Genomic DNA, 17,765 nt, shown 5'->3' with positions numbered 1-17,765 from the left:
CCCCCCTGCAATTATTCCATAATAGTTACTTGACAAATATTTTGTTGCGCTTTTATTTCTTCAATTACTTCATCTGCTAATAATTCATCTGTTTCAATGACCATAAGCGCTCTTCTTCCTTTTTCTTTACGAGAAACACTCATTGTGCTAATGTTAATCTCATGTTTCGCAAGGATTGAAGCTACCGCTGCAATAGCACCGAAGCGATCGTTATTTACAATAAGTAGTGCTGGGCTCGTGCCTGATAATTGAAGATCGAATCCGTTTAATTCTACAACTTCAATTTTACCGCCACCAATTGAGCAAGCAACAACTTCAATTTCATCTTCACCTTTATACAAACGAATTCTCGCTGTATTTGGGTGAGGTGCATTGGCATCTTCTTCAATGAATTCCACTTCAATTTCGCGCTCTTTTGCTATTTCTAGCGCCTCTGGAATACGTAAGTCATCTGTTTCAAATCCTAATATTCCACCGATTAGTGCTACATCCGTACCATGCCCTCGATACGTCTTTGCAAATGATCCATATAACGAAATGCTTACTCTTTCTGGTTCATGACGAAACAGCTGGCGAGCAACTTGCCCCATTCTTGCTGCGCCTGCTGTATGTGAACTTGATGGTCCAATCATAACTGGACCGATAATATCAAATACTGAGCGATACTTCATCATAACTCCCCCTAAACCTCTATGAAAAAATTTATTCTACTATTCTATTAAGCTGCTACATCTGTCGCTTTTCCAGTTGTACCACGAATTTGTTCTGCTGTACGAATTGGATAGTTTTTGAATAAAAGTAATCCAATATAACCTGAAATAATACCAGTTATCATAATACATAAGAATCTTAGCATTATTTTCATTTAAAAATGATACAAGATAATCCAGAATAAAGTCTGGTAGCAATCCAAAGTTTAACACAGAAGCCATTGCAAGCATAGCATAAACAAGTGATATAACCATTGCTAATGCAACTAAATTTGCACCCGCTATTCCGCCTAGACTACCTGCTGATGTTCTGAACTCTTTTAAAGAGTGGTGTACCAATTAAATCTCCACCACCTTATTAATAAAAAGCTTCTACTAAGGAACTCGCAATAGCTACACTTGCTAATCATATCGTTTAGCTAAAAAGTGAAAAAGACTTATGACAAATAATGGTAATATCTTTCCTATTATAATTCTCGTGTTACTCTCTCATGATTTAGTCAACTTCACTTGTTACGATAATGACTAAAATACATGCGACTTATCATAAATTATAATCTGCCCTCATTATAGCTTGTTTTTTATAAAACGCTTACTTTTGTTGAATTTTAAAAGTTCTGAATAAAAGTCCATTTCTGCTATTTGTATCACTTGTATGTCATCTGACTTATATAACAGTTTTTCTAAATAATCATTATTTCGTATTTTTATCCTATATATTCAAACCATCCTAATTTTCTGTATCATCCAAGTATAAGTATAAAATAATAACAGTTTTATTTTTAAATTTTTTTAGACATAAAAAAATGGTAACCCGCTGTTACCATTTTTTACAAAATAATTATTTTTCTACTGGGAATGATTTCAAATCTGTCGCTATTTCTGTATTAGAAAACAACTCTCTAGCCTCTTTCAATAATTCCTTATATGTATCTCCTTGATAGCGAGAACTAATGTGAGTTAATATTAGTCGCTTCGCATTTGCCTGAAGTGCAATGCTCGCAGCTTGCTTAGATGTAGAATGAAAATAATCATACGCTTGTTGCTCATCTTCTGCTGCGAAAGTCGCTTCATGGACAAGTACATCTGCATCTTGCGCAAGCTCCCTACTCGCTTCGCAATATCGCGTATCACCTAAGATAGTAATAATTCTTCCTTTTTGAGGTGGGCCGATAAACTCATTTCCATTTAATATCGTGCCATCCTCTAATTCAACTACTTCACCATCTTTTAAACGTTTAAAGATTGGACCTGGTTTCACACCCATCTCAAGCAACTTATCAACTAAAAGAGCACCTTGTATATCTTTCTCTACAATACGATATCCAAAGCATTCTATACCGTGTGACAATCTTTTCGTTTCTACATAAAATTCATTATCTTCAAATACGGTACCTTCTTCTGTTATCTCCACAACTTCAAGTGGATATTTCACATGTGTCGTACTTACCGATAATGCCACTTCAATAAATTGTTTAATTCCTTTCGGTCCATACACCGTTAAAGGCGTAGTTCCTCCTTGAAATGAACGGCTACCTAATAAACCAGGCAATCCAAAAATATGATCGCCATGTAAATGCGTAATAAATATTTTTTCAATGCGGCGCGGACGTACAGATGTATGTAATATTTGATGTTGCGTGGCCTCACCACAATCAAATAACCAAGTTTGTCCTCGTTCTTCTAACAATTGTAAAGCAATTGCTGAAACGTTCCTTCCTTTTGAAGGAACACCTGCACCAGTTCCTAAAAATACAAATTCCACTTTCTTTCCTCCAGCTCTAAATATACTCTATCTCTCATCTTACGGAATGTTATTTCAAATGGCAAATTGAATTTACATAACCAAACATCTAGACAACTATATAACACGAACGTTATACTCAAAAAATTTAGCTATCGTTCGTGTTTTGTGTTAAAATAATTATACTACATTTTAAGGGAGCGTTTTATTATGAAAGAAGTATTTCGTTTACAAACTGATTTTTCATCTTCATTTGATCGCTGGGTAAGTTCTTTCGTGTCTGATCACCCAGCACAATTAGAATGGACAACTTTAAAGGAATTAATCCATGAATATACAACATCACATACAAATGATACGTTACCAGCATATATTTCTTCAGCTTTAACATATTACGCCCAACGCGTTTCAACTACAAACAGTTCAGAGATTGTTATTTTTGAAAACCCTACAATCTCGTAATCTATAATAAAAAAGCACTGGTTACAGTGCTTTTTTATTTATACTTATTTAACAAATGATCATATTCCATCCAAAAGTCGGTATACATACTTCGCTCAAACTCATTTAAAATTATCTTTTCACTTGATTTATTGAATAATTCTTTTGCCTGTAGCGCAAAAGAAACAATTTGTTTTCTATATTCATTTTCATTTACTTCTATATGAATCCCTTCATAGTATATAGCCTTTTGATCAGTAGAAATAACTTTGACAAAATCCTTTAAAACCACATTTTCACCTATATGGTTTATAGTCCAATGAATTGAAATTGGGCATCCTAACATGAGCATAGTGCCACATCCGTGCAAAATAAGCCCCTCTTCATTTTCAATATCACAAATATATTCTTTATCTAAAGTTCGTAACAGAGCTAAAGCTGATTCACTTATTCCCCATTCCTCATCCATACCTGTTTGTGTAATAATCGTTCCATCCACATTTAAATAAATTTCCCCGTGAGAACATAAATCTTCCTGCTCATTAAACAACCACTTTTGATTCTCAATATTTATAATAAAATTTTGTGGTACCATTACAAATTCCCCTTTTATAAAAATATTTATTTTTCATATTATTTATAATCAATATCATACATTTCATCCCACATATCTATTATAAATCCGTTTAATATTTTAAAAACACAGATAAAAAAGATATTGACACTACAATTTTACAGCGCTAACATTCAACATGTAATTGAATATGTTCTCTGTTAGGTGAGGCTCCTGTATAGAGAAACGCTGCTGCCCAAAAATGTCGAGAGACGCCAATGGGTCAACAGGAAAGGTCGGAATGAAGGCCTTTTTTAATGTAGCTGGTTTCAGTACCTATGCTATACAGTGCTAAAACTCAACGAGGGAGAGGTGCATGTATTTTGTCATACACAAAAACTGTTTTTATTTATGTCTACTAACAGTCTTTGTTGTGGACTCTTTTAACTGCGAATTCAGACCTTTACTCGTTTTGAGTAAAGGTCTTTTTACGTCTATATGCACCTTACTATGAAACAAACATAGCATATTCAGAAACTACTAAATTGTACGGAGGTGAGGAACAGTTGGCAATTGATGATTCGGCCCAGATACCCATACGTTTTACATTCATATTTCATCATGTAGGTAGGAAAGAAACTGTTCCTCACCATTTCAAATAGTTAGGTAACAGATTGTTTCCTCCTTCATGACAGAGGAGGAACTACCGATGTTTAATTTACAAAGACAAGAAACAAAGCATGCTTATGAGCAAGATAGCATGAAAACAAATAACGAATTATTAGTGGAGGTTGCAACACAAGATGTAAGCTCTGCGTTAAAACTTTTAGAAACAACACAAGATGGATTATCTAAACAAGAAGCGTCTCGTAGACTTTCTTTATATGGTCCGAACGAAATAGCTCATAATAAAATGGCACCGTGGTACATTCAATTTCTGTCGGCATTTAAAAATCCATTTATTTTCGTTTTATTAGCTCTTGGAGCACTCTCCTTTTTCACGGATGATATGCAAGGAACAATTGTCGTATCTGCAATGGTACTACTTAGTGCAACAATTCGGTTTTCCCAAGAATTTCGTTCTCAAAAAGCTGCCGATAAGTTAAAGGCTATGGTTCGAACAACTGCGAGCGTATTTAGAATAAATGGATTTGTACATGAAACAAAAAATGTAACGAATTTAAATCGAAATTACACAACAGAAATTCCAATTGAGGAACTTGTACCTGGCGATATCATTTCCCTTTCAGCCGGTGATATCGTTCCAGCTGATGTGCGTATTGTATCCGCTAAAGATTTATTTGTTAATCAATCTTCTTTAACAGGGGAAGCACTTCCTGTAGAAAAATACGAACACTGCTACCATACAGAAAATAAGCATATCTTACCGACAAACATGAAAAAAAATTACAATCCACTCGATATGGAAAACCTTTGTTTCATGGGAACAAATATTGTAAGTGGTAGCGCAAAAGCTGTTGTCATCTCAACAAGTACCGATACGTATTTCGGCTCTTTAGCCAATAAGGTAATTGGAAAGCGTGTAGAAACAAGCTTTGATAAAGGTGTAAACAAAGTAAGCTGGCTCTTAATTACATTCATGCTTATTATGGCACCTATTGTCCTTCTCATTAATGGATTCACAAAAGGTGATTGGCAAGAAGCTTTCTTCTTCGCTATTGCCGTCGCTGTCGGCCTTACACCTGAAATGTTACCGATGATTGTAACTGCTAATTTAGCTAAAGGTGCCGTTAACATGTCTAAACAAAAAGTAATTGTAAAACAGCTAAATTCTATTCAAAACTTAGGTGCTATGAACATTCTTTGTACAGATAAAACCGGAACTTTAACAGAAGATAAAGTTGTCCTTGTTCGTCACTTAGATCCCAAGGGAAATGAATGCAATCGCGTCTTGCAATTTGCCTATTTAAATAGTTTCTATCAAACTGGATTGAAAAATTTAATAGATAAAGCTGTTATTAAGCATACAGAGGAAAACAATACATTTAATCCATCAGCTTTTCAAAAGCTAGATGAAATTCCATTCGATTTCGCCCGCCGGCGTATGTCAGTCATCGTAAAGGATATTTCAGGTGAACATACAATGGTTTGTAAAGGTGCCGTAGAAGAAATTTTATCAATTTGTAACTACACTGAAGTGGATGAAAAAATCGTTCCACTCACCGAGGAAATACGTTCAAATGTCAAAAAACTAAGTGAGACACTAAATAGTGAGGGTATGCGGGTTATTGCTGTGGCTTATAAAAAAGATAGAAGAATAAATGATACAGAGTACGCAGTAAAAGACGAAACTGATATGATTCTCGCTGGATATATCGGCTTTTTAGATCCACCGAAACCATCTGCAGCAGCTGCAATTCAAGCATTACAAAAACATGGTGTACAAGTGAAAATTTTAACTGGCGATAACGAAATTGTTACAAGAAAGGTTTGTAAAGAAGTTGGATTAGATATCTGCGAACCAATCCTCGGTTACGAGATTGATTCTTTACCAGATAAAGCATTAGCAAGACTTGCCGAAGAAACGACTGTATTTGCGAAGCTTAATCCCATGCAAAAATCTCGTATTATACACGCATTACAAGGAAATGGACACACTGTAGGTTACATGGGAGACGGCATTAACGATGCTGTAGCATTACGTGAAGCTGATGTCGGAATATCTGTTGATACTGCTACTGATATTGCGAAAGAAGCTTCCGATATTATTCTACTCGAAAAAAGTTTAACTATATTAGAAGCAGGGATTTTAGAAGGACGTACTACATTCGGAAATATTTTAAAATATATTAAGATGACAGCTAGCTCTAACTTCGGTAATGTGTTTAGCATGTTAGTAGCAAGTGCTTTCATTCCTTTTTTACCGATGCTTGCCATTCATCTTTTAATTCAAAACTTACTTTATGATATTTCACAACTTTCTATTCCATGGGACAAAATGGATAAAGAGTTTCTAGAAAAACCACGAAAATGGGATACTGCAAACTTACGAAACTTCATTATTTGTATCGGCCCAATTAGTTCTATATTTGATATTATCACATACGTAGTCATGTGGAATGTATTTGGTGCAAATACATCGAGCGAGCAATCATTATTCCAGTCCGGTTGGTTTGTCGTTGGATTGTTAACACAAACTTTAATTGTTCACATGATAAGAACACAAAAGATTCCATTTATTCAAAGCACTGCATCAACACCAGTCGTTTTATTAACCGCTCTTATTATGGCAATCGGGATTTATATTCCATTCTCACCACTTGGTGCAGCCGTTGGTTTACAAGCATTGCCACTTAACTATTTCCCTTGGTTAGTAGGAATACTATTAGGCTACGCTTTTTTAACACAATTCCTGAAAAAGCTTTATATTAAAAAGTTTCATAGCTGGTTGTAAAAATAAGAATGAGTATCCCCCGCTCATTCTAAAAAACATAACACATATTATATATGGAGGTGACCATGATGGTATGGTACGACATTGTATTCAGGTTAGTTATAGCAATTATTGTAGGAGCTTGCATTGGAATGGAAAGACAATGGAGACACCGAATGGCTGGGTTACGGACAAATGCTCTCGTATCACTTGGTGCCTGTATAATAGGAAAGGTGTCATGATTTTACTACTTCATGACACCTTCTACATAAACTTATTTTCTAACTTTTGTTGAAACGACTTCTCTTGCTTACGTAGTAGTTGACTACCTCGTTGTAAAATCGGTGTTCCATACTTATCGTTAATTTGATCAATGACAGCAAGTAGTGGTTCTTTTTTCGCATCCTCTTCAAATGAAAATAAATCTAATTGTTTCACCGATTCTGTCTTCCACTCTATTTCAGTAGCTGTAACACCTAGTAAACGAACGGAATCACCATCCCAATGTTGCTTCCATAAACGGGATGCTGCTTGAAAAATATCGCGTTCTTCCCAAATTGCATTTTTCAATTGCTTACTCCGTGTTACTGTTCGCCTATCATGGTATTTAATCATAATTTGAATATTATAACTAACAAGGGTTCGCTTTTGTAATCTTTTACTCACTGATTTTGATAACCGTTCTAACATATCAAGTAATTCTTTCTCTTCATCCATATCCTTTGAAAAAGTCATCGAGTTACCGACACTTTTATGTTGGCCCATTTGACTCGGATCCACTTCCCTATCATCCGTACCTTTTGCACGCTTTTGTAAATCAATACCGTGCTTGCCAATTTTAGCGCGAATGATATGCTCGTCTCCCTTCGCTAACTGTTCAATTGTATGTATATGAATTTCATTTAATTTTTCAGCTGTTTTTTCTCCAATCCCATGCATTGCTTCAACTGAAAGTGGCCAAATCATTTCTGGAATATCACGTTTTCGAAGTACGGTAATACCGAGAGGTTTTTTCATATCAGAAGCTGTTTTTGCTAGGAAAAGATTTGGAGCGATTCCGATACTACACGGAAGCTGCAACTCTGTTAATAATGCTTGTTGAATCATCTTTGCTATTTCAAGAGGCGAACCAAGTGCGTAGCAATCTGTAATATCTAAATATCCTTCATCTATTGAGACTGGTTGTATCTTTTCTGTAAAACGAGAAAGGACTTGAAACATTTGAAATGAAGCTTCGCGATATAATGTGAAATTAGGACGCCTTACAACTAATTGCGGGCATAACCTTTTCGCTTCCCAAAGGGGCATCGTCGTACGTATTCCGTATTCCCTCGCCTCATAACTACATGTTATAATAATTCCTTTTCTCTCTTTTTCATTTCCAGCAACCGCTAATGGCTTTCCTTGTAATGATGGATCATGAGCAATTTCAACAGATGCGAAAAAGCAATTCATATCTACATGTAAAATAACGCGACCATTTTTCGGATACATTTCTCGCATAGTACTCACTCCCTAATCAGAACGTTCGTTCTTTTATTATATCAAATTTTGCACAATAGTTATAATAATTACTTGTTCTTTTTTATAATCGATATAAATCGAAACTTTAATCAACTCTCACTAATCGGACTTTTACGGGCAGCAGGGCCCCCACCTAACTTCTTTACTTTCGCTGAATTTTGAGGTAGGGGTCTTACTGTCCGGCAAATAGCGGCATAAACTCAACTATACATTCCTTGTAGTTATATTAATCATTGCAATTAATTATTTACTACTTCCGATTTTCAATATGAATACGTTAGGGTTATTCCCTCGTCTAGTACATGTAGCAACAACGTATATACTTCCATAGTTTTTCTTATATTCGCTTATACGTCTTGTCAAAGCAATCGAATCAAAATAAAAAGCGTGTAAATCATAATTGATTTACACGCTTTTTATTTTCCATTACTTCGCTACTTCTTCAATAATTGCAACAACTAATTCTGCTGTTTTTGCTAATTCTTCAACAGGAATCTTCTCGTTTGTTGTATGAATTTCTTCATAACCAACCGCTAAGTTAACTGTTGGGATACCATGTCCTGCAATTACGTTTGCATCACTTCCGCCACCACTTTGGTGAAGAGAAGGTGTACGACCAATTTTTTCAGCTGCACGTTTTGCAACTTCTACAACGTGATCGCCATCAGCAAATTTAAATCCTGGGTACATAACGTTTACTTCAACGTCTGCATGACCTCCCATTTCTTTTGCAGTTGTTTCAAATGCTTCTTTCATTTTCGCAACTTGTGCTTCCATTTTCTCATTAATTAAAGAACGAGCTTCTGCAAAGATTTGTACATGATCGCAAACGATATTCGTTTGTGTACCACCTTCAAAACGTCCAATATTTGCAGTCGTTTCAGAGTCAATGCGACCAAGTGGCATCTTCGCAATTGCTTTCGCTGCGATAGTAATTGCAGATACACCTTTCTCCGGCGCTACACCAGCGTGAGCTGTTTTCCCGCGAATAATTGCGTTCACTTTCGCTTGTGTTGGAGCTGCAACAACGATTTCACCAACTTTTCCATCGCTATCTAATGCGTAGCCATATTTCGCTGTAATACGCTCACGGTCTAATGCTTTTGCACCAACAAGACCTGATTCTTCTCCGACTGTAATAATAAATTCTATTTTACCATGAGGGATATTTTTCTCTTTTAAAACACGGATTGCTTCGAACATTGATGCTAATCCAGCTTTATCATCCGCACCTAAAATTGTTGTACCATCTGATACGATATATCCATCTTTAATAGAAGGCTTAATTCCATTACCAGGAACTACTGTATCCATATGAGAAGTAAAGTAAATTGTATCAACACCATCTTTTGTTGCTGGTAAAGTACAAATTAAGTTACCTGCACCATGACCAGTTACAGCCATTGTGTCATCTTCAAATACTTCTACACCTAAATCTGTAAATTTCTTCGTTAATACTTTGCAGATTTCTGCTTCAAATTTCGTTTCAGAATCTACTTGTACTAATTCCATAAATTCATTTACTAAACGTTCTTGATTAATCATAAGACTGCGCCTCCTGCACTACCATTATGTATGTAACACTATTAATTATAACAGAATTTCGCAAAAGTTTCGAAATACAAGACAAAAAACAGATGGTTTACATGTCTAGATAACCATCTGCTTTCTATTACTCATTTAACAATACCCAGCGCATATGATCTTCCCACACGCCATTTACCATTAACATCTTCCTAGACACGCCTTCATATTGAAAACCTATCTTCGTTACTACTTGTATAGATGCTAAATTACGAGGCATAATCGGAGCTTCTATACGATGTAACTGAAATTCCCCAAAAGCAACTTGAATTGCTTTTCTAAGCGCTTCTGTCGTATACCCTTTGTTTAACTCTGCTTTATCTAATTTATAACTGAGTACACAAGATTGATAAATGCCACGAACGATTAAATTAAATGAAATACACCCAATTATTTTCGTATCATCACCCTTTTTAAAAATCCATAGTCTGATGATTTTCCCTTCTTCGAACTCTTTTCTATCCTTTTGCAACTTTTTCTTTTGATAATCTAGCGTAAAAAAATCATCCGGTCTATACTCTTCCCAAGCTTTTAAAAATTCACGATTTCTGTCGTAATATTGAAGAACTGTTTCAGCATACGACTCATCAATTTCCCTTAAGTATAAACGATCTGTTTCGTATATTTTCATCATCGTATCTCCATTCTTCAGCTTGCCCAACTAAAAATTAACAATATACCCTTTTACTATATTCTCTATACACACTCAAATTTCCTGTTATATTTTGCAATCCCCTCCCGAATTTTGTCCTCACTCTCCCCTTGTCCATAATTTCATTTCTCGTTACAATGAAATTGTACTGATTTGCAAGGAGGTATAACGATGCATAAAAAAGCTCAAAAAGTTATGGTTTATGTGATGCTGATTTCTATGCTTGTAACAACATTACTTGCTGGCGCGAGTATGTTTTGGTAAAAAGGGCGATGTGTTCGTCCTTTTTTTACTTTTTACACATGACAAAATAAACCATCTCGACATCGAGATGGTTTATTTTATATAAAACACAATCGCTACAATACTAAAGGAAAATGACATTACAAGTGCTATTACAAAACTTGTATATTGTTTCTGCTGAAATGCTCCAATAACAAAAGTTAGATTAAGTAATGCCATACATACAATCGCTACCAGATAAGAACATATATTAAAAGTTGCCAATATGAATGTAATAACAAATAGAAATCCCATAAAAAACTGCATATACGAAAGTTTTGGATTCAAGTACATATGAGCAACCCCTTTATCTAATTTTATCTTTCTATATTCTCATTAACGCACGGTTATGTACACATGTCAAGACAACTTATTATAATAGAAAAAGCCAACCTTTTCGTTGGCTTTTTCATATGCAACGGCTCCTTTTTCTTTTGCCAATTGCTGAAATGATTTTTTCGATTTCACAATCCATACTTTCGTTCCAATTGGAATGCGATCAAACAAATATTCCACATCGTTTTTCTTCATTCTTATACACCCTTGTGAAATATACTTTCCAATTGAACTCGGTTGGTTTGTTCCATGTATTCCATATTTACTTCCATCAGTTCCTCTTGCATTAAATCCAATCCACCTTGACCCAAGTGGATTTTTTGGCGACCCACCTGGAATATCCTTCGCAATATAATACGGATCCTTCGCTTTCATTACAACATCAAAAGTTCCTTCTGGAGTTAATTCATTCGTTTTCCCTGTCGCTACTGGAAAAACCTTTTGAATCTTTCCATCGTCAATGTAAGCTAATTTATTCGTTGCTTTATTTACAATAATAAAAGGATCTCCGGCACGTGGATTATCCCCAAGAGGCCAAATCGGCGATAAAGAAAGACATAATATGATAGAGAGAAGATACGGCATAGATAATTCCTACCTTCTATATAAGTTCTTTTATATTATCCTTTCCCTTAAAGCGACTTTTAATGAGTAAATATTGTTCCATTTCATACACAAGTTGAACAAGTTTCGCACGTATCTCAAATTCTTCGCGTGTAGCTGGTAATGGCATGTCTCTAAATAATCCCCTCATTTCTTGAAGCTGCCTTAAGGAAATAACGCCAGTACTCTCAGGGCTAATAGCATTACCAATGTTTTCAACAACATCTGCAATCATATCAGCTTGTTCATATGTCCATGATAAAGAAGCTGCTAGTGGTATCATTCGCTCTAAAATTTCGAATTGTTGCATACGCATATTAAAATAACGATAGTAATAATCATCTTCTCGCATAAATGCATTCTCAAGTTTTTTAAACGATAAATCTCTTGCTTCATTTAACATATTCTCGGTTTCAATGAGTTCTGCCCCACTCCAACTACTTTCTCGATTTCGTAAATACACAACCATTTCAAACAAAATCGTTTTAAAATTGCTCTCTATTTTATCCTGATACTCTTTTAGCTTATTTTCACTACTCGGCATATACATATTTACTAATAACGCCACGCTAATCCCTATCGTTAATATAGCAATTTCATTTCCAACTATAAGCCATGTAATTTGCTTCAATGAATATAGATGCATAACAATAACTGAACTCGTGACAATGCCTTCTTGAATTTTAAGCATTACTGCAGTCGGAATAAATGTAAGTAACAATATGCTAATTGCAAGTGGTGTATAGCCGATCGTTTCAAAAATACAAAACGCGAATACCATTGATAATATACAAGCTAGAAAACGATGTAACGACACTTGAAGCGATTTGCGCTTCGTATTTTGTACACATAAAATAACTAAAATACCTGCTGAACTATAAAATTCCAACCCTAATAACTGAGCAATAAAAACTGCCGCGCCTGTCCCTATTGCTGTTTTTACTGTACGGTATCCAATTTTAAACATATCATTACTCCTATATGTATAAACGTATTTACAGCTAGTATAAAAAAAGGATGACACAATGTCATCCTTTTCTACTTATTATTCACATAACCTTTTCATATTACAATATTTTTTGTAAAAATTGTTGCGCACGTTCACTTTTCGGTGCTGCAAAAAATTCTTCTGGCGCACTATCTTCTACAAGCTTTCCTCCGTCCAAGAAAAGAACACGATCTGCCACTTCTTTTGCAAAGCCCATTTCATGTGTAACGATAGCCATCGTCATTCCTGTCGTAACTAACGATTTCATAACTTCTAACACTTCTTTCACCATCTCTGGATCTAGCGCCGATGTCGGTTCATCAAATAACATAACTTCGGGTTCCATTGCTAACGCTCTTGCAATTGCTACACGTTGCTTTTGTCCTCCCGAAAGACGATTTGGATACGTATCTTTTTTATCTACTAATCCAACCTTTTCTAAAAGTTTCTCAGCTTTCTTTTCAGCTTCTTGCTTCGTTATCCCTTTTACATTGATAGGAGCATACGTAATGTTTTCTAATACAGTCATATGAGGAAATAAGTGAAAATGTTGAAATACCATACCGACATTTTCACGAACATGCATAACATTCGTTTTCGGATTCGTTACTTCTTCCGTTCCAATCCAAATGTGACCATCCGTTGATGCTTCTAACATATTCATACAACGTAAAAATGTTGATTTTCCTGATCCAGAAGGTCCTATAATTGCAACTACTTCCCCTTTTTCAATCGTTGTTGTAATTCCTTTTAATACTTCGTTTTTACCAAATGATTTATGAAGGTTTTCAATTTTAATCACTTTTCTTCATTCTCCCTTCAATTGCCTTCCCGACTAATGTAAGAATAATGACTAACATATAATAAATCAGTCCAACAAAAAGTAATGGTTCAAGATATTTAAATGTCTCACCGCCTACAATGTAAGCACGACGCATTAAATCAGTCGCGCCTATTACCGTTACTACAGCCGATTCTTTTGTAAGTGTCGCAAATTCATTCACAAGCGCTGGTAATATATTTTTTAATGCTTGAGGGAAAATAATATTTCTCATCATTTTTCCGTATGGTACCCCTAAAGCCATTGCTGCTTCTGTTTGTCCTTTATCAACCGCTTGAATACCAGCACGAATTACTTCTGACATGTATGCACCTGAATTCAAGCTAAATGCAAGTACAGCAGCTAAGAATGCTGGTATTTCATAACCAATTATTTGCGGGACACCAAAATAAATAATCATTAATTGCAATACAAGGGGTGTACCACGAAAAATTGATGTATAAAAATCTGCTGCTATATATAATGCTCGTATTCTAGCAATTTTACAAAGTGCTAATAGCGTTCCTAAAATAAATCCTGCTAAAGCTGATACTGCTACAATTTTCAAAGTAACTTCTAAACCTTTTAGTATATATGGTATCGAAGGCGTAATCGCCGAAAAATCTAAGTTCATTCTTTTCATTCCCCTCACAGAAAAGTGAAAGGCAGCTTATTTTCCGCTGCCAAACCATTTCTTCACTAATTTATCCATTTCTCCATTTTCTTGCATTTTTTTAATTACTTTATTAAATTCTGCTGTTTTATCACTGTTTTTCGGAAGGGCAATTGCTGCTCCAACTTCTTCTGGTGCTTCTTTAATTTCAATTCCTTGTAAATCTTTCATTTTCTCTAAATAATTTTTAGCAACTGTGTCTTCTATAATTGCAGCGTCAAAACGACCAGCTTTAATTTCTTGTACGATTTCTGGTATACGGTCACGTCCCTCAACTTGGAAATCTACTTGTTTTTTAAATTCTGCTGCTTTCTCTTCTTGAATAGACCCTGTTTGTACCCCTACTTTTTTCCCTTTTAAACCCTCTACAGATTGAATGTTAGAATCCTTTTTAGAAACGACCATATTTTTCGCAACAAAATAAATATCTGTAAAATCAACATTATTTTTACGCTCTGCAGTTGGCGTCATGCCTGCCATTACGAAATCAACTTTTCCTGAACTAAGAGATGCTAATAAACCACCAAAATCCATATCTTTCACTTTCACTTCATACCCAAGTTCTTTTCCGATATATTTAGCAACATCAACATCAAAGCCGATAATTTCATCACTTTTTGAAGCTTCTACGTATTCATATGGTTTATAATCTGCTGAAGTTCCCATTACGAGTACTTTCTTATTTCCTTTTGTTTCTTTCGATTCCCCATTACTACAAGCGCTGAACATACTTAAAATTAAAATAAGTGCAAACGATATTGATACTAACTTCTTCATCTTTCTTCCCCCTAATAATGTATATTTAAAAGTTTAATAGAATATTTATTCGATGTTTGTATTGTATCAGCACTTTTATTTTTATGCAATATATAAAATAAAAATAAATAAACAAACAATATAAACGCTGTTTTTTATGTATAAAAAAATGCATAAAATAACACAACTATGCATATCTCAGAAATTTTAATAATAAATAAAAAAGGCGGCACATCCACTTGATTGTGGACGTGCCGCCTTTTCTCTTATTTTTTATAGTTCTTCACAATTCTCTTCGAAATATGATTGTAGTTTGGCAATAACTTGCATCGGTTCATGACCTTCAATTTCATGACGCTCTACCATCGTTACAATTTTTCCATCTTTTAATAAAGCAAATGATGGAGAAGAAGGTGGGTACCCTTCGAAATATTCACGCGCTCTTGCTGTCGCTTCTTTATCTTGCCCTGCAAACACCGTTACAAGGTGGTTAGGACGTTTATCATAATGTACGGAATGCGCAGCAGCAGGACGAGCAATACCACCTGCACAACCACATACAGAGTTTACCATTACAAGTGTTGTTCCATTTCTTTTAAACGCTTCTTCTACCGCTTCTGGCGTCGTCAATTCTGTATATCCAGCAGAGACAATCTCTTCACGCGCTTGGCGGACAACATCATTCATAAAAAAGTTAAAATTAATCACTCTTTTCCCTCCTCTAAAACTACCTATTTGTATCTTACCAGTTAATGTTTATGAAATACAAGTAAGTTTACTTGTATTTAAGTATAGAAAAGGTGTTAGAGCTCTTGCTCTAACACCTTTTCTTTAATGACCACGATGTTTTTGCTTTGCTTTTTGTACTTTCATTAAACGTCTTCTTTCTTTTTCAGCTTCTCGCTTCTCTTTAGACTGCACTTTCTTTTCTTGTTTATGCAATTCATAAGATAAACTAATCGCCTCTTGCGCCTTAGTAAAACGTTTAATATTTATTTCTTTTGCTGCTTGTCGTATGGTACGCTTTATGTTTTTAGGACGCTGTTTTTCTTTAATTTCTACACCACATTTTGCAAAGTGCTGAAAATGCTCTAAAAGTGCACTATTCACAAACATAAGCACTTCTTCATCTGACGGTTCCGCCCCAAAAATATACCTCGCTCCATACAATTTCCCTTTTTCTTTGCATGTAATGATTCCAACAAAAAATTGGCCATCGTGATATACTGTCAAATCCATTGACAGCCCCTCCTTTAAAAGATTAGAAATACGGGACATCCCGGAGGGGAAGGTTACTGACATGAAATCATGCGTCTGGACTACCAACCAGAACTGTGTTTTTGTATTTCTTTCACTATGATTATATCTTTTTTTCCATAATCTTCATATATTCAGCAATCATTTTTTTATGCGATCCTACAATATAGTCAGGTAGTTCTGTTACTGAAAAGAATTTAAGCTGAACTGCTTCTTCTTTATTCATAACAAAATCCCCTTCGTATTCATCTGTATAATAGGCGGTTGTTACAGATTGAAATTCATCACCGTTTGCTAATTTTGTAAAGTAGTTCGCTCCAGAAAATACATTGATTAGTTGCAAGTTCTTCACTTTTATTCCTGTCTCTTCATATACTTCACGATAAGCTGTTTCTTCTGGTGATTCACTAAGCTCCATTAGCCCACCAGGTAGTCCCCATTTTCCGTACGGCTCTGTCCGCTGCTGCAATAAAACATATCCATTTTCATTTATAACGAGTACAACAGCACCAACTAAAATTAAAGGGCGATGACCAACTATTTTTCGTAATTCTTCTACATATCCCACCGTATCGCCTCCTTTTTCGTTGTCCACACTATTGTATCATATGTACGAAACGACAAAATGCGTATATTTTTCATTTTTTTAACAAAATATTTATTTTATGTGATTCATCTACTGTAGCTAACATAATGGATTCGACTTCTGTACTCTCCTCTAGAAATTTTCTCGCCCACGCTTCTGTTTTTCCTAATAATGCAAGAACATCTTTCTGTATCCTCCCATCCTTTACTAATACAAAAGAAACTGGAGATTTTTTTCCCGCCACTTTAAGATCAAGCCGTGAAACTGCTTCATATTCTGGATACCGAAATATAGAAACGACACCGTTCGCTTCCCATAATGCTAATTTAATCGTTTGAATATCGCTCACATTTCGCATACGAAGTTCCGAAAACAAATATTCCACGGTAATTCTCGCCTTTTTCAAATTGCTAAAATCAATGGAACCATTATGTATAAGAATGATAGGTGCTGGCTCTAAAAAACGTCTCCATCTATCCCATTTCAGCATTAAAACTGAGCTTATAATATGAAGTACAACGAGTATGAACGTTGTAATCATCGAGCCCAGTAACCCTACTTTTTCATCAGACAATGCGTTAGAAATATTCCCACCAAGCAATAACACTAATACAACATCTAAAAAACGAAGTTGTGCGATAGACCTTTGCCCCATCGCTTTCGCAACTAATATTAAAAATATGTATGCTATAATAGCCCGAATAACCCATTCACTATTAGAAAGATGCCGTGCTCCTTCAAAAATATGCATATGCATCACTTTGCACTCCTTACCCGTCTCAAACTGCTATCCTGTTTTAGTTTGCAACGTTTATGAGCATATATGTAAAAAAGCTGGTTCGTTTAAAAACGAACCAGCTTT

At 35.2% G+C, this 17,765-nt stretch carries 19 protein-coding genes, 1 pseudogene and 1 riboswitch; of the genes and pseudogenes, 4 read left to right on the top strand and 16 right to left on the bottom strand.

The features are described 5' to 3' along the window. Nucleotides 1-11: 11 nt before the first annotated feature. On the bottom strand, nt 12-671 hold the full coding sequence (gene sdaAB / locus ACTFRM_RS16875; RefSeq protein ID WP_000877445.1) for an L-serine ammonia-lyase, iron-sulfur-dependent subunit beta: 660 nt from the start codon (nt 669-671) through the stop codon (nt 12-14). 880 nt (nt 672-1,551) lie between these two features. Then, a complete protein-coding gene (gene rnz / locus ACTFRM_RS16870) occupies nt 1,552-2,475 on the bottom strand; it encodes a ribonuclease Z (RefSeq protein WP_000397455.1) in 924 nt (307 codons plus the stop codon). 189 nt (nt 2,476-2,664) lie between these two features. Between rnz and ACTFRM_RS16865 the strand changes: the two genes are divergently transcribed. Further along, the gene (locus ACTFRM_RS16865) at nt 2,665-2,916 is read left to right on the top strand and encodes a DUF3932 family protein (protein WP_000665709.1); all 252 of its coding nucleotides are present in this window, start codon (nt 2,665-2,667) and stop codon (nt 2,914-2,916) included. A 34-nt stretch (nt 2,917-2,950) separates the two neighbouring features. On the opposite strand, the gene ACTFRM_RS16860 is transcribed toward ACTFRM_RS16865, so the two are convergent. Beyond that, on the bottom strand, nt 2,951-3,490 hold the full coding sequence (locus tag ACTFRM_RS16860) for a hypothetical protein (RefSeq protein WP_440043467.1): 540 nt from the start codon (nt 3,488-3,490) through the stop codon (nt 2,951-2,953). Nucleotides 3,491-3,658: 168 nt separating this feature from the next. Beyond that, a riboswitch (M-box (ykoK) riboswitch) is annotated at nt 3,659-3,824 on the top strand. 333 nt (nt 3,825-4,157) lie between these two features. On the opposite strand from ACTFRM_RS16860, the gene mgtA reads away from it, so the two are divergent. Together mgtA and ACTFRM_RS16850 are read left to right on the top strand one after the other, a co-directional pair. Further along, entirely contained in the window at nt 4,158-6,863 is a 2,706-nt protein-coding gene (gene mgtA, locus ACTFRM_RS16855; protein WP_173600454.1) for a magnesium-translocating P-type ATPase, read from the top strand. Nucleotides 6,864-6,931: 68 nt separating this feature from the next. Beyond that, a pseudogene (locus ACTFRM_RS16850) lies at nt 6,932-7,066 on the top strand (MgtC/SapB family protein); the annotation flags it as partial. A gap of 40 nt (nt 7,067-7,106) precedes the next feature. Here ACTFRM_RS16850 and ACTFRM_RS16845 read toward each other — a convergent pair. The 3 genes from ACTFRM_RS16845 to ACTFRM_RS16835 form a co-directional block, all read right to left on the bottom strand. Further along, nucleotides 7,107-8,345 carry a DNA polymerase IV gene (locus ACTFRM_RS16845; protein ID WP_001208858.1) on the bottom strand — a complete coding sequence of 413 codons (1,239 nt, stop codon included), beginning with the start codon at nt 8,343-8,345 and terminating at the stop codon, nt 7,107-7,109. 447 nt (nt 8,346-8,792) lie between these two features. Further along, the gene (locus ACTFRM_RS16840; RefSeq protein WP_000609803.1) at nt 8,793-9,911 is read right to left on the bottom strand and encodes a tripeptidase T; all 1,119 of its coding nucleotides are present in this window, start codon (nt 9,909-9,911) and stop codon (nt 8,793-8,795) included. Nucleotides 9,912-10,038: 127 nt separating this feature from the next. Beyond that, nucleotides 10,039-10,584 (bottom strand): GNAT family N-acetyltransferase, encoded by a 546-nt coding sequence (locus ACTFRM_RS16835; protein WP_001987197.1) that lies wholly within the window; start codon nt 10,582-10,584, stop codon nt 10,039-10,041. A gap of 189 nt (nt 10,585-10,773) precedes the next feature. Between ACTFRM_RS16835 and prli42 the strand changes: the two genes are divergently transcribed. Then, a complete protein-coding gene (gene prli42 / locus ACTFRM_RS16830) occupies nt 10,774-10,866 on the top strand; it encodes a stressosome-associated protein Prli42 (protein WP_000549040.1) in 93 nt (30 codons plus the stop codon). Nucleotides 10,867-10,938: 72 nt separating this feature from the next. On the opposite strand, the gene ACTFRM_RS16825 is transcribed toward prli42, so the two are convergent. The 10 genes from ACTFRM_RS16825 to ACTFRM_RS16780 all read right to left on the bottom strand — a co-directional run bounded on the left by ACTFRM_RS16825 (nt 10,939) and on the right by ACTFRM_RS16780 (nt 17,660). Next, nucleotides 10,939-11,178: a DUF3894 domain-containing protein gene (locus ACTFRM_RS16825; protein ID WP_000281167.1), complete on the bottom strand. Its 240-nt coding sequence runs from the start codon at nt 11,176-11,178 to the stop codon at nt 10,939-10,941. 66 nt (nt 11,179-11,244) lie between these two features. Beyond that, entirely contained in the window at nt 11,245-11,805 is a 561-nt protein-coding gene (locus ACTFRM_RS16820; RefSeq protein ID WP_001146566.1) for a L,D-transpeptidase, read from the bottom strand. Nucleotides 11,806-11,821: 16 nt separating this feature from the next. Further along, complete coding sequence (locus tag ACTFRM_RS16815; protein WP_440043465.1) at nt 11,822-12,790, bottom strand: aromatic acid exporter family protein; 969 nt, start codon at nt 12,788-12,790, stop codon at nt 11,822-11,824. Between the two features lie 100 nt (nt 12,791-12,890). Further along, nucleotides 12,891-13,613, bottom strand: coding sequence for an amino acid ABC transporter ATP-binding protein (locus ACTFRM_RS16810; RefSeq protein WP_000590211.1), 723 nt, complete (start codon nt 13,611-13,613; stop codon nt 12,891-12,893). Beyond that, a complete protein-coding gene (locus tag ACTFRM_RS16805; protein ID WP_440043464.1) occupies nt 13,606-14,265 on the bottom strand; it encodes an amino acid ABC transporter permease in 660 nt (219 codons plus the stop codon). Before ACTFRM_RS16805 ends, ACTFRM_RS16810 begins: the two co-directional genes overlap by 8 nt. A gap of 36 nt (nt 14,266-14,301) precedes the next feature. After that, the gene (locus ACTFRM_RS16800; protein WP_000737663.1) at nt 14,302-15,081 is read right to left on the bottom strand and encodes a transporter substrate-binding domain-containing protein; all 780 of its coding nucleotides are present in this window, start codon (nt 15,079-15,081) and stop codon (nt 14,302-14,304) included. 252 nt (nt 15,082-15,333) lie between these two features. Beyond that, entirely contained in the window at nt 15,334-15,747 is a 414-nt protein-coding gene (locus ACTFRM_RS16795) for a BrxA/BrxB family bacilliredoxin (protein ID WP_001979317.1), read from the bottom strand. Nucleotides 15,748-15,891: 144 nt separating this feature from the next. Next, entirely contained in the window at nt 15,892-16,299 is a 408-nt protein-coding gene (locus ACTFRM_RS16790; protein ID WP_440043463.1) for a YjdF family protein, read from the bottom strand. Between the two features lie 121 nt (nt 16,300-16,420). After that, nucleotides 16,421-16,885: an NUDIX hydrolase gene (locus tag ACTFRM_RS16785; RefSeq protein ID WP_000542549.1), complete on the bottom strand. Its 465-nt coding sequence runs from the start codon at nt 16,883-16,885 to the stop codon at nt 16,421-16,423. A gap of 70 nt (nt 16,886-16,955) precedes the next feature. After that, nucleotides 16,956-17,660, bottom strand: a complete 705-nt coding sequence (locus ACTFRM_RS16780; RefSeq protein ID WP_000550961.1) for a DUF421 domain-containing protein — start codon at nt 17,658-17,660, stop codon at nt 16,956-16,958. Nucleotides 17,661-17,765 lie beyond the last annotated feature (105 nt).

Origin of the sequence: Bacillus cereus group sp. MYBK227-1 (assembly GCF_051916325.1) — a bacterium.
Taxonomy (GTDB): Bacteria; Bacillota; Bacilli; order Bacillales; family Bacillaceae_G; genus Bacillus_A; species Bacillus_A cereus.
This window is presented reverse-complemented; position numbering and strand designations above follow the sequence as displayed.

What these genes read in the sequence shown, in the direction of transcription:
- ACTFRM_RS16820 (WP_001146566.1), bottom strand. Translation starts at nt 11,805, where the DNA reads ATGCCGTATCTTCTCTCTATCATATTATGTCTTTCTTTATCGCCGATT.
- prli42 (WP_000549040.1), top strand. Translation starts at nt 10,774, where the DNA reads ATGCATAAAAAAGCTCAAAAAGTTATGGTTTATGTGATGCTGATTTCT.
- ACTFRM_RS16805 (WP_440043464.1), bottom strand. Translation starts at nt 14,265, where the DNA reads ATGAACTTAGATTTTTCGGCGATTACGCCTTCGATACCATATATACTA.
- ACTFRM_RS16860 (WP_440043467.1), bottom strand. Translation starts at nt 3,490, where the DNA reads ATGGTACCACAAAATTTTATTATAAATATTGAGAATCAAAAGTGGTTG.
- ACTFRM_RS16780 (WP_000550961.1), bottom strand. Translation starts at nt 17,660, where the DNA reads ATGCATATGCATATTTTTGAAGGAGCACGGCATCTTTCTAATAGTGAA.
- sdaAB (WP_000877445.1), bottom strand. Translation starts at nt 671, where the DNA reads ATGAAGTATCGCTCAGTATTTGATATTATCGGTCCAGTTATGATTGGA.
- ACTFRM_RS16790 (WP_440043463.1), bottom strand. Translation starts at nt 16,299, where the DNA reads ATGGATTTGACAGTATATCACGATGGCCAATTTTTTGTTGGAATCATT.
- ACTFRM_RS16815 (WP_440043465.1), bottom strand. Translation starts at nt 12,790, where the DNA reads ATGTTTAAAATTGGATACCGTACAGTAAAAACAGCAATAGGGACAGGC.
- mgtA (WP_173600454.1), top strand. Translation starts at nt 4,158, where the DNA reads ATGTTTAATTTACAAAGACAAGAAACAAAGCATGCTTATGAGCAAGAT.
- ACTFRM_RS16825 (WP_000281167.1), bottom strand. Translation starts at nt 11,178, where the DNA reads ATGTACTTGAATCCAAAACTTTCGTATATGCAGTTTTTTATGGGATTT.
- ACTFRM_RS16795 (WP_001979317.1), bottom strand. Translation starts at nt 15,747, where the DNA reads ATGAATGATGTTGTCCGCCAAGCGCGTGAAGAGATTGTCTCTGCTGGA.
- ACTFRM_RS16865 (WP_000665709.1), top strand. Translation starts at nt 2,665, where the DNA reads ATGAAAGAAGTATTTCGTTTACAAACTGATTTTTCATCTTCATTTGAT.
- ACTFRM_RS16800 (WP_000737663.1), bottom strand. Translation starts at nt 15,081, where the DNA reads ATGAAGAAGTTAGTATCAATATCGTTTGCACTTATTTTAATTTTAAGT.
- ACTFRM_RS16840 (WP_000609803.1), bottom strand. Translation starts at nt 9,911, where the DNA reads ATGATTAATCAAGAACGTTTAGTAAATGAATTTATGGAATTAGTACAA.
- ACTFRM_RS16835 (WP_001987197.1), bottom strand. Translation starts at nt 10,584, where the DNA reads ATGATGAAAATATACGAAACAGATCGTTTATACTTAAGGGAAATTGAT.
- ACTFRM_RS16845 (WP_001208858.1), bottom strand. Translation starts at nt 8,345, where the DNA reads ATGCGAGAAATGTATCCGAAAAATGGTCGCGTTATTTTACATGTAGAT.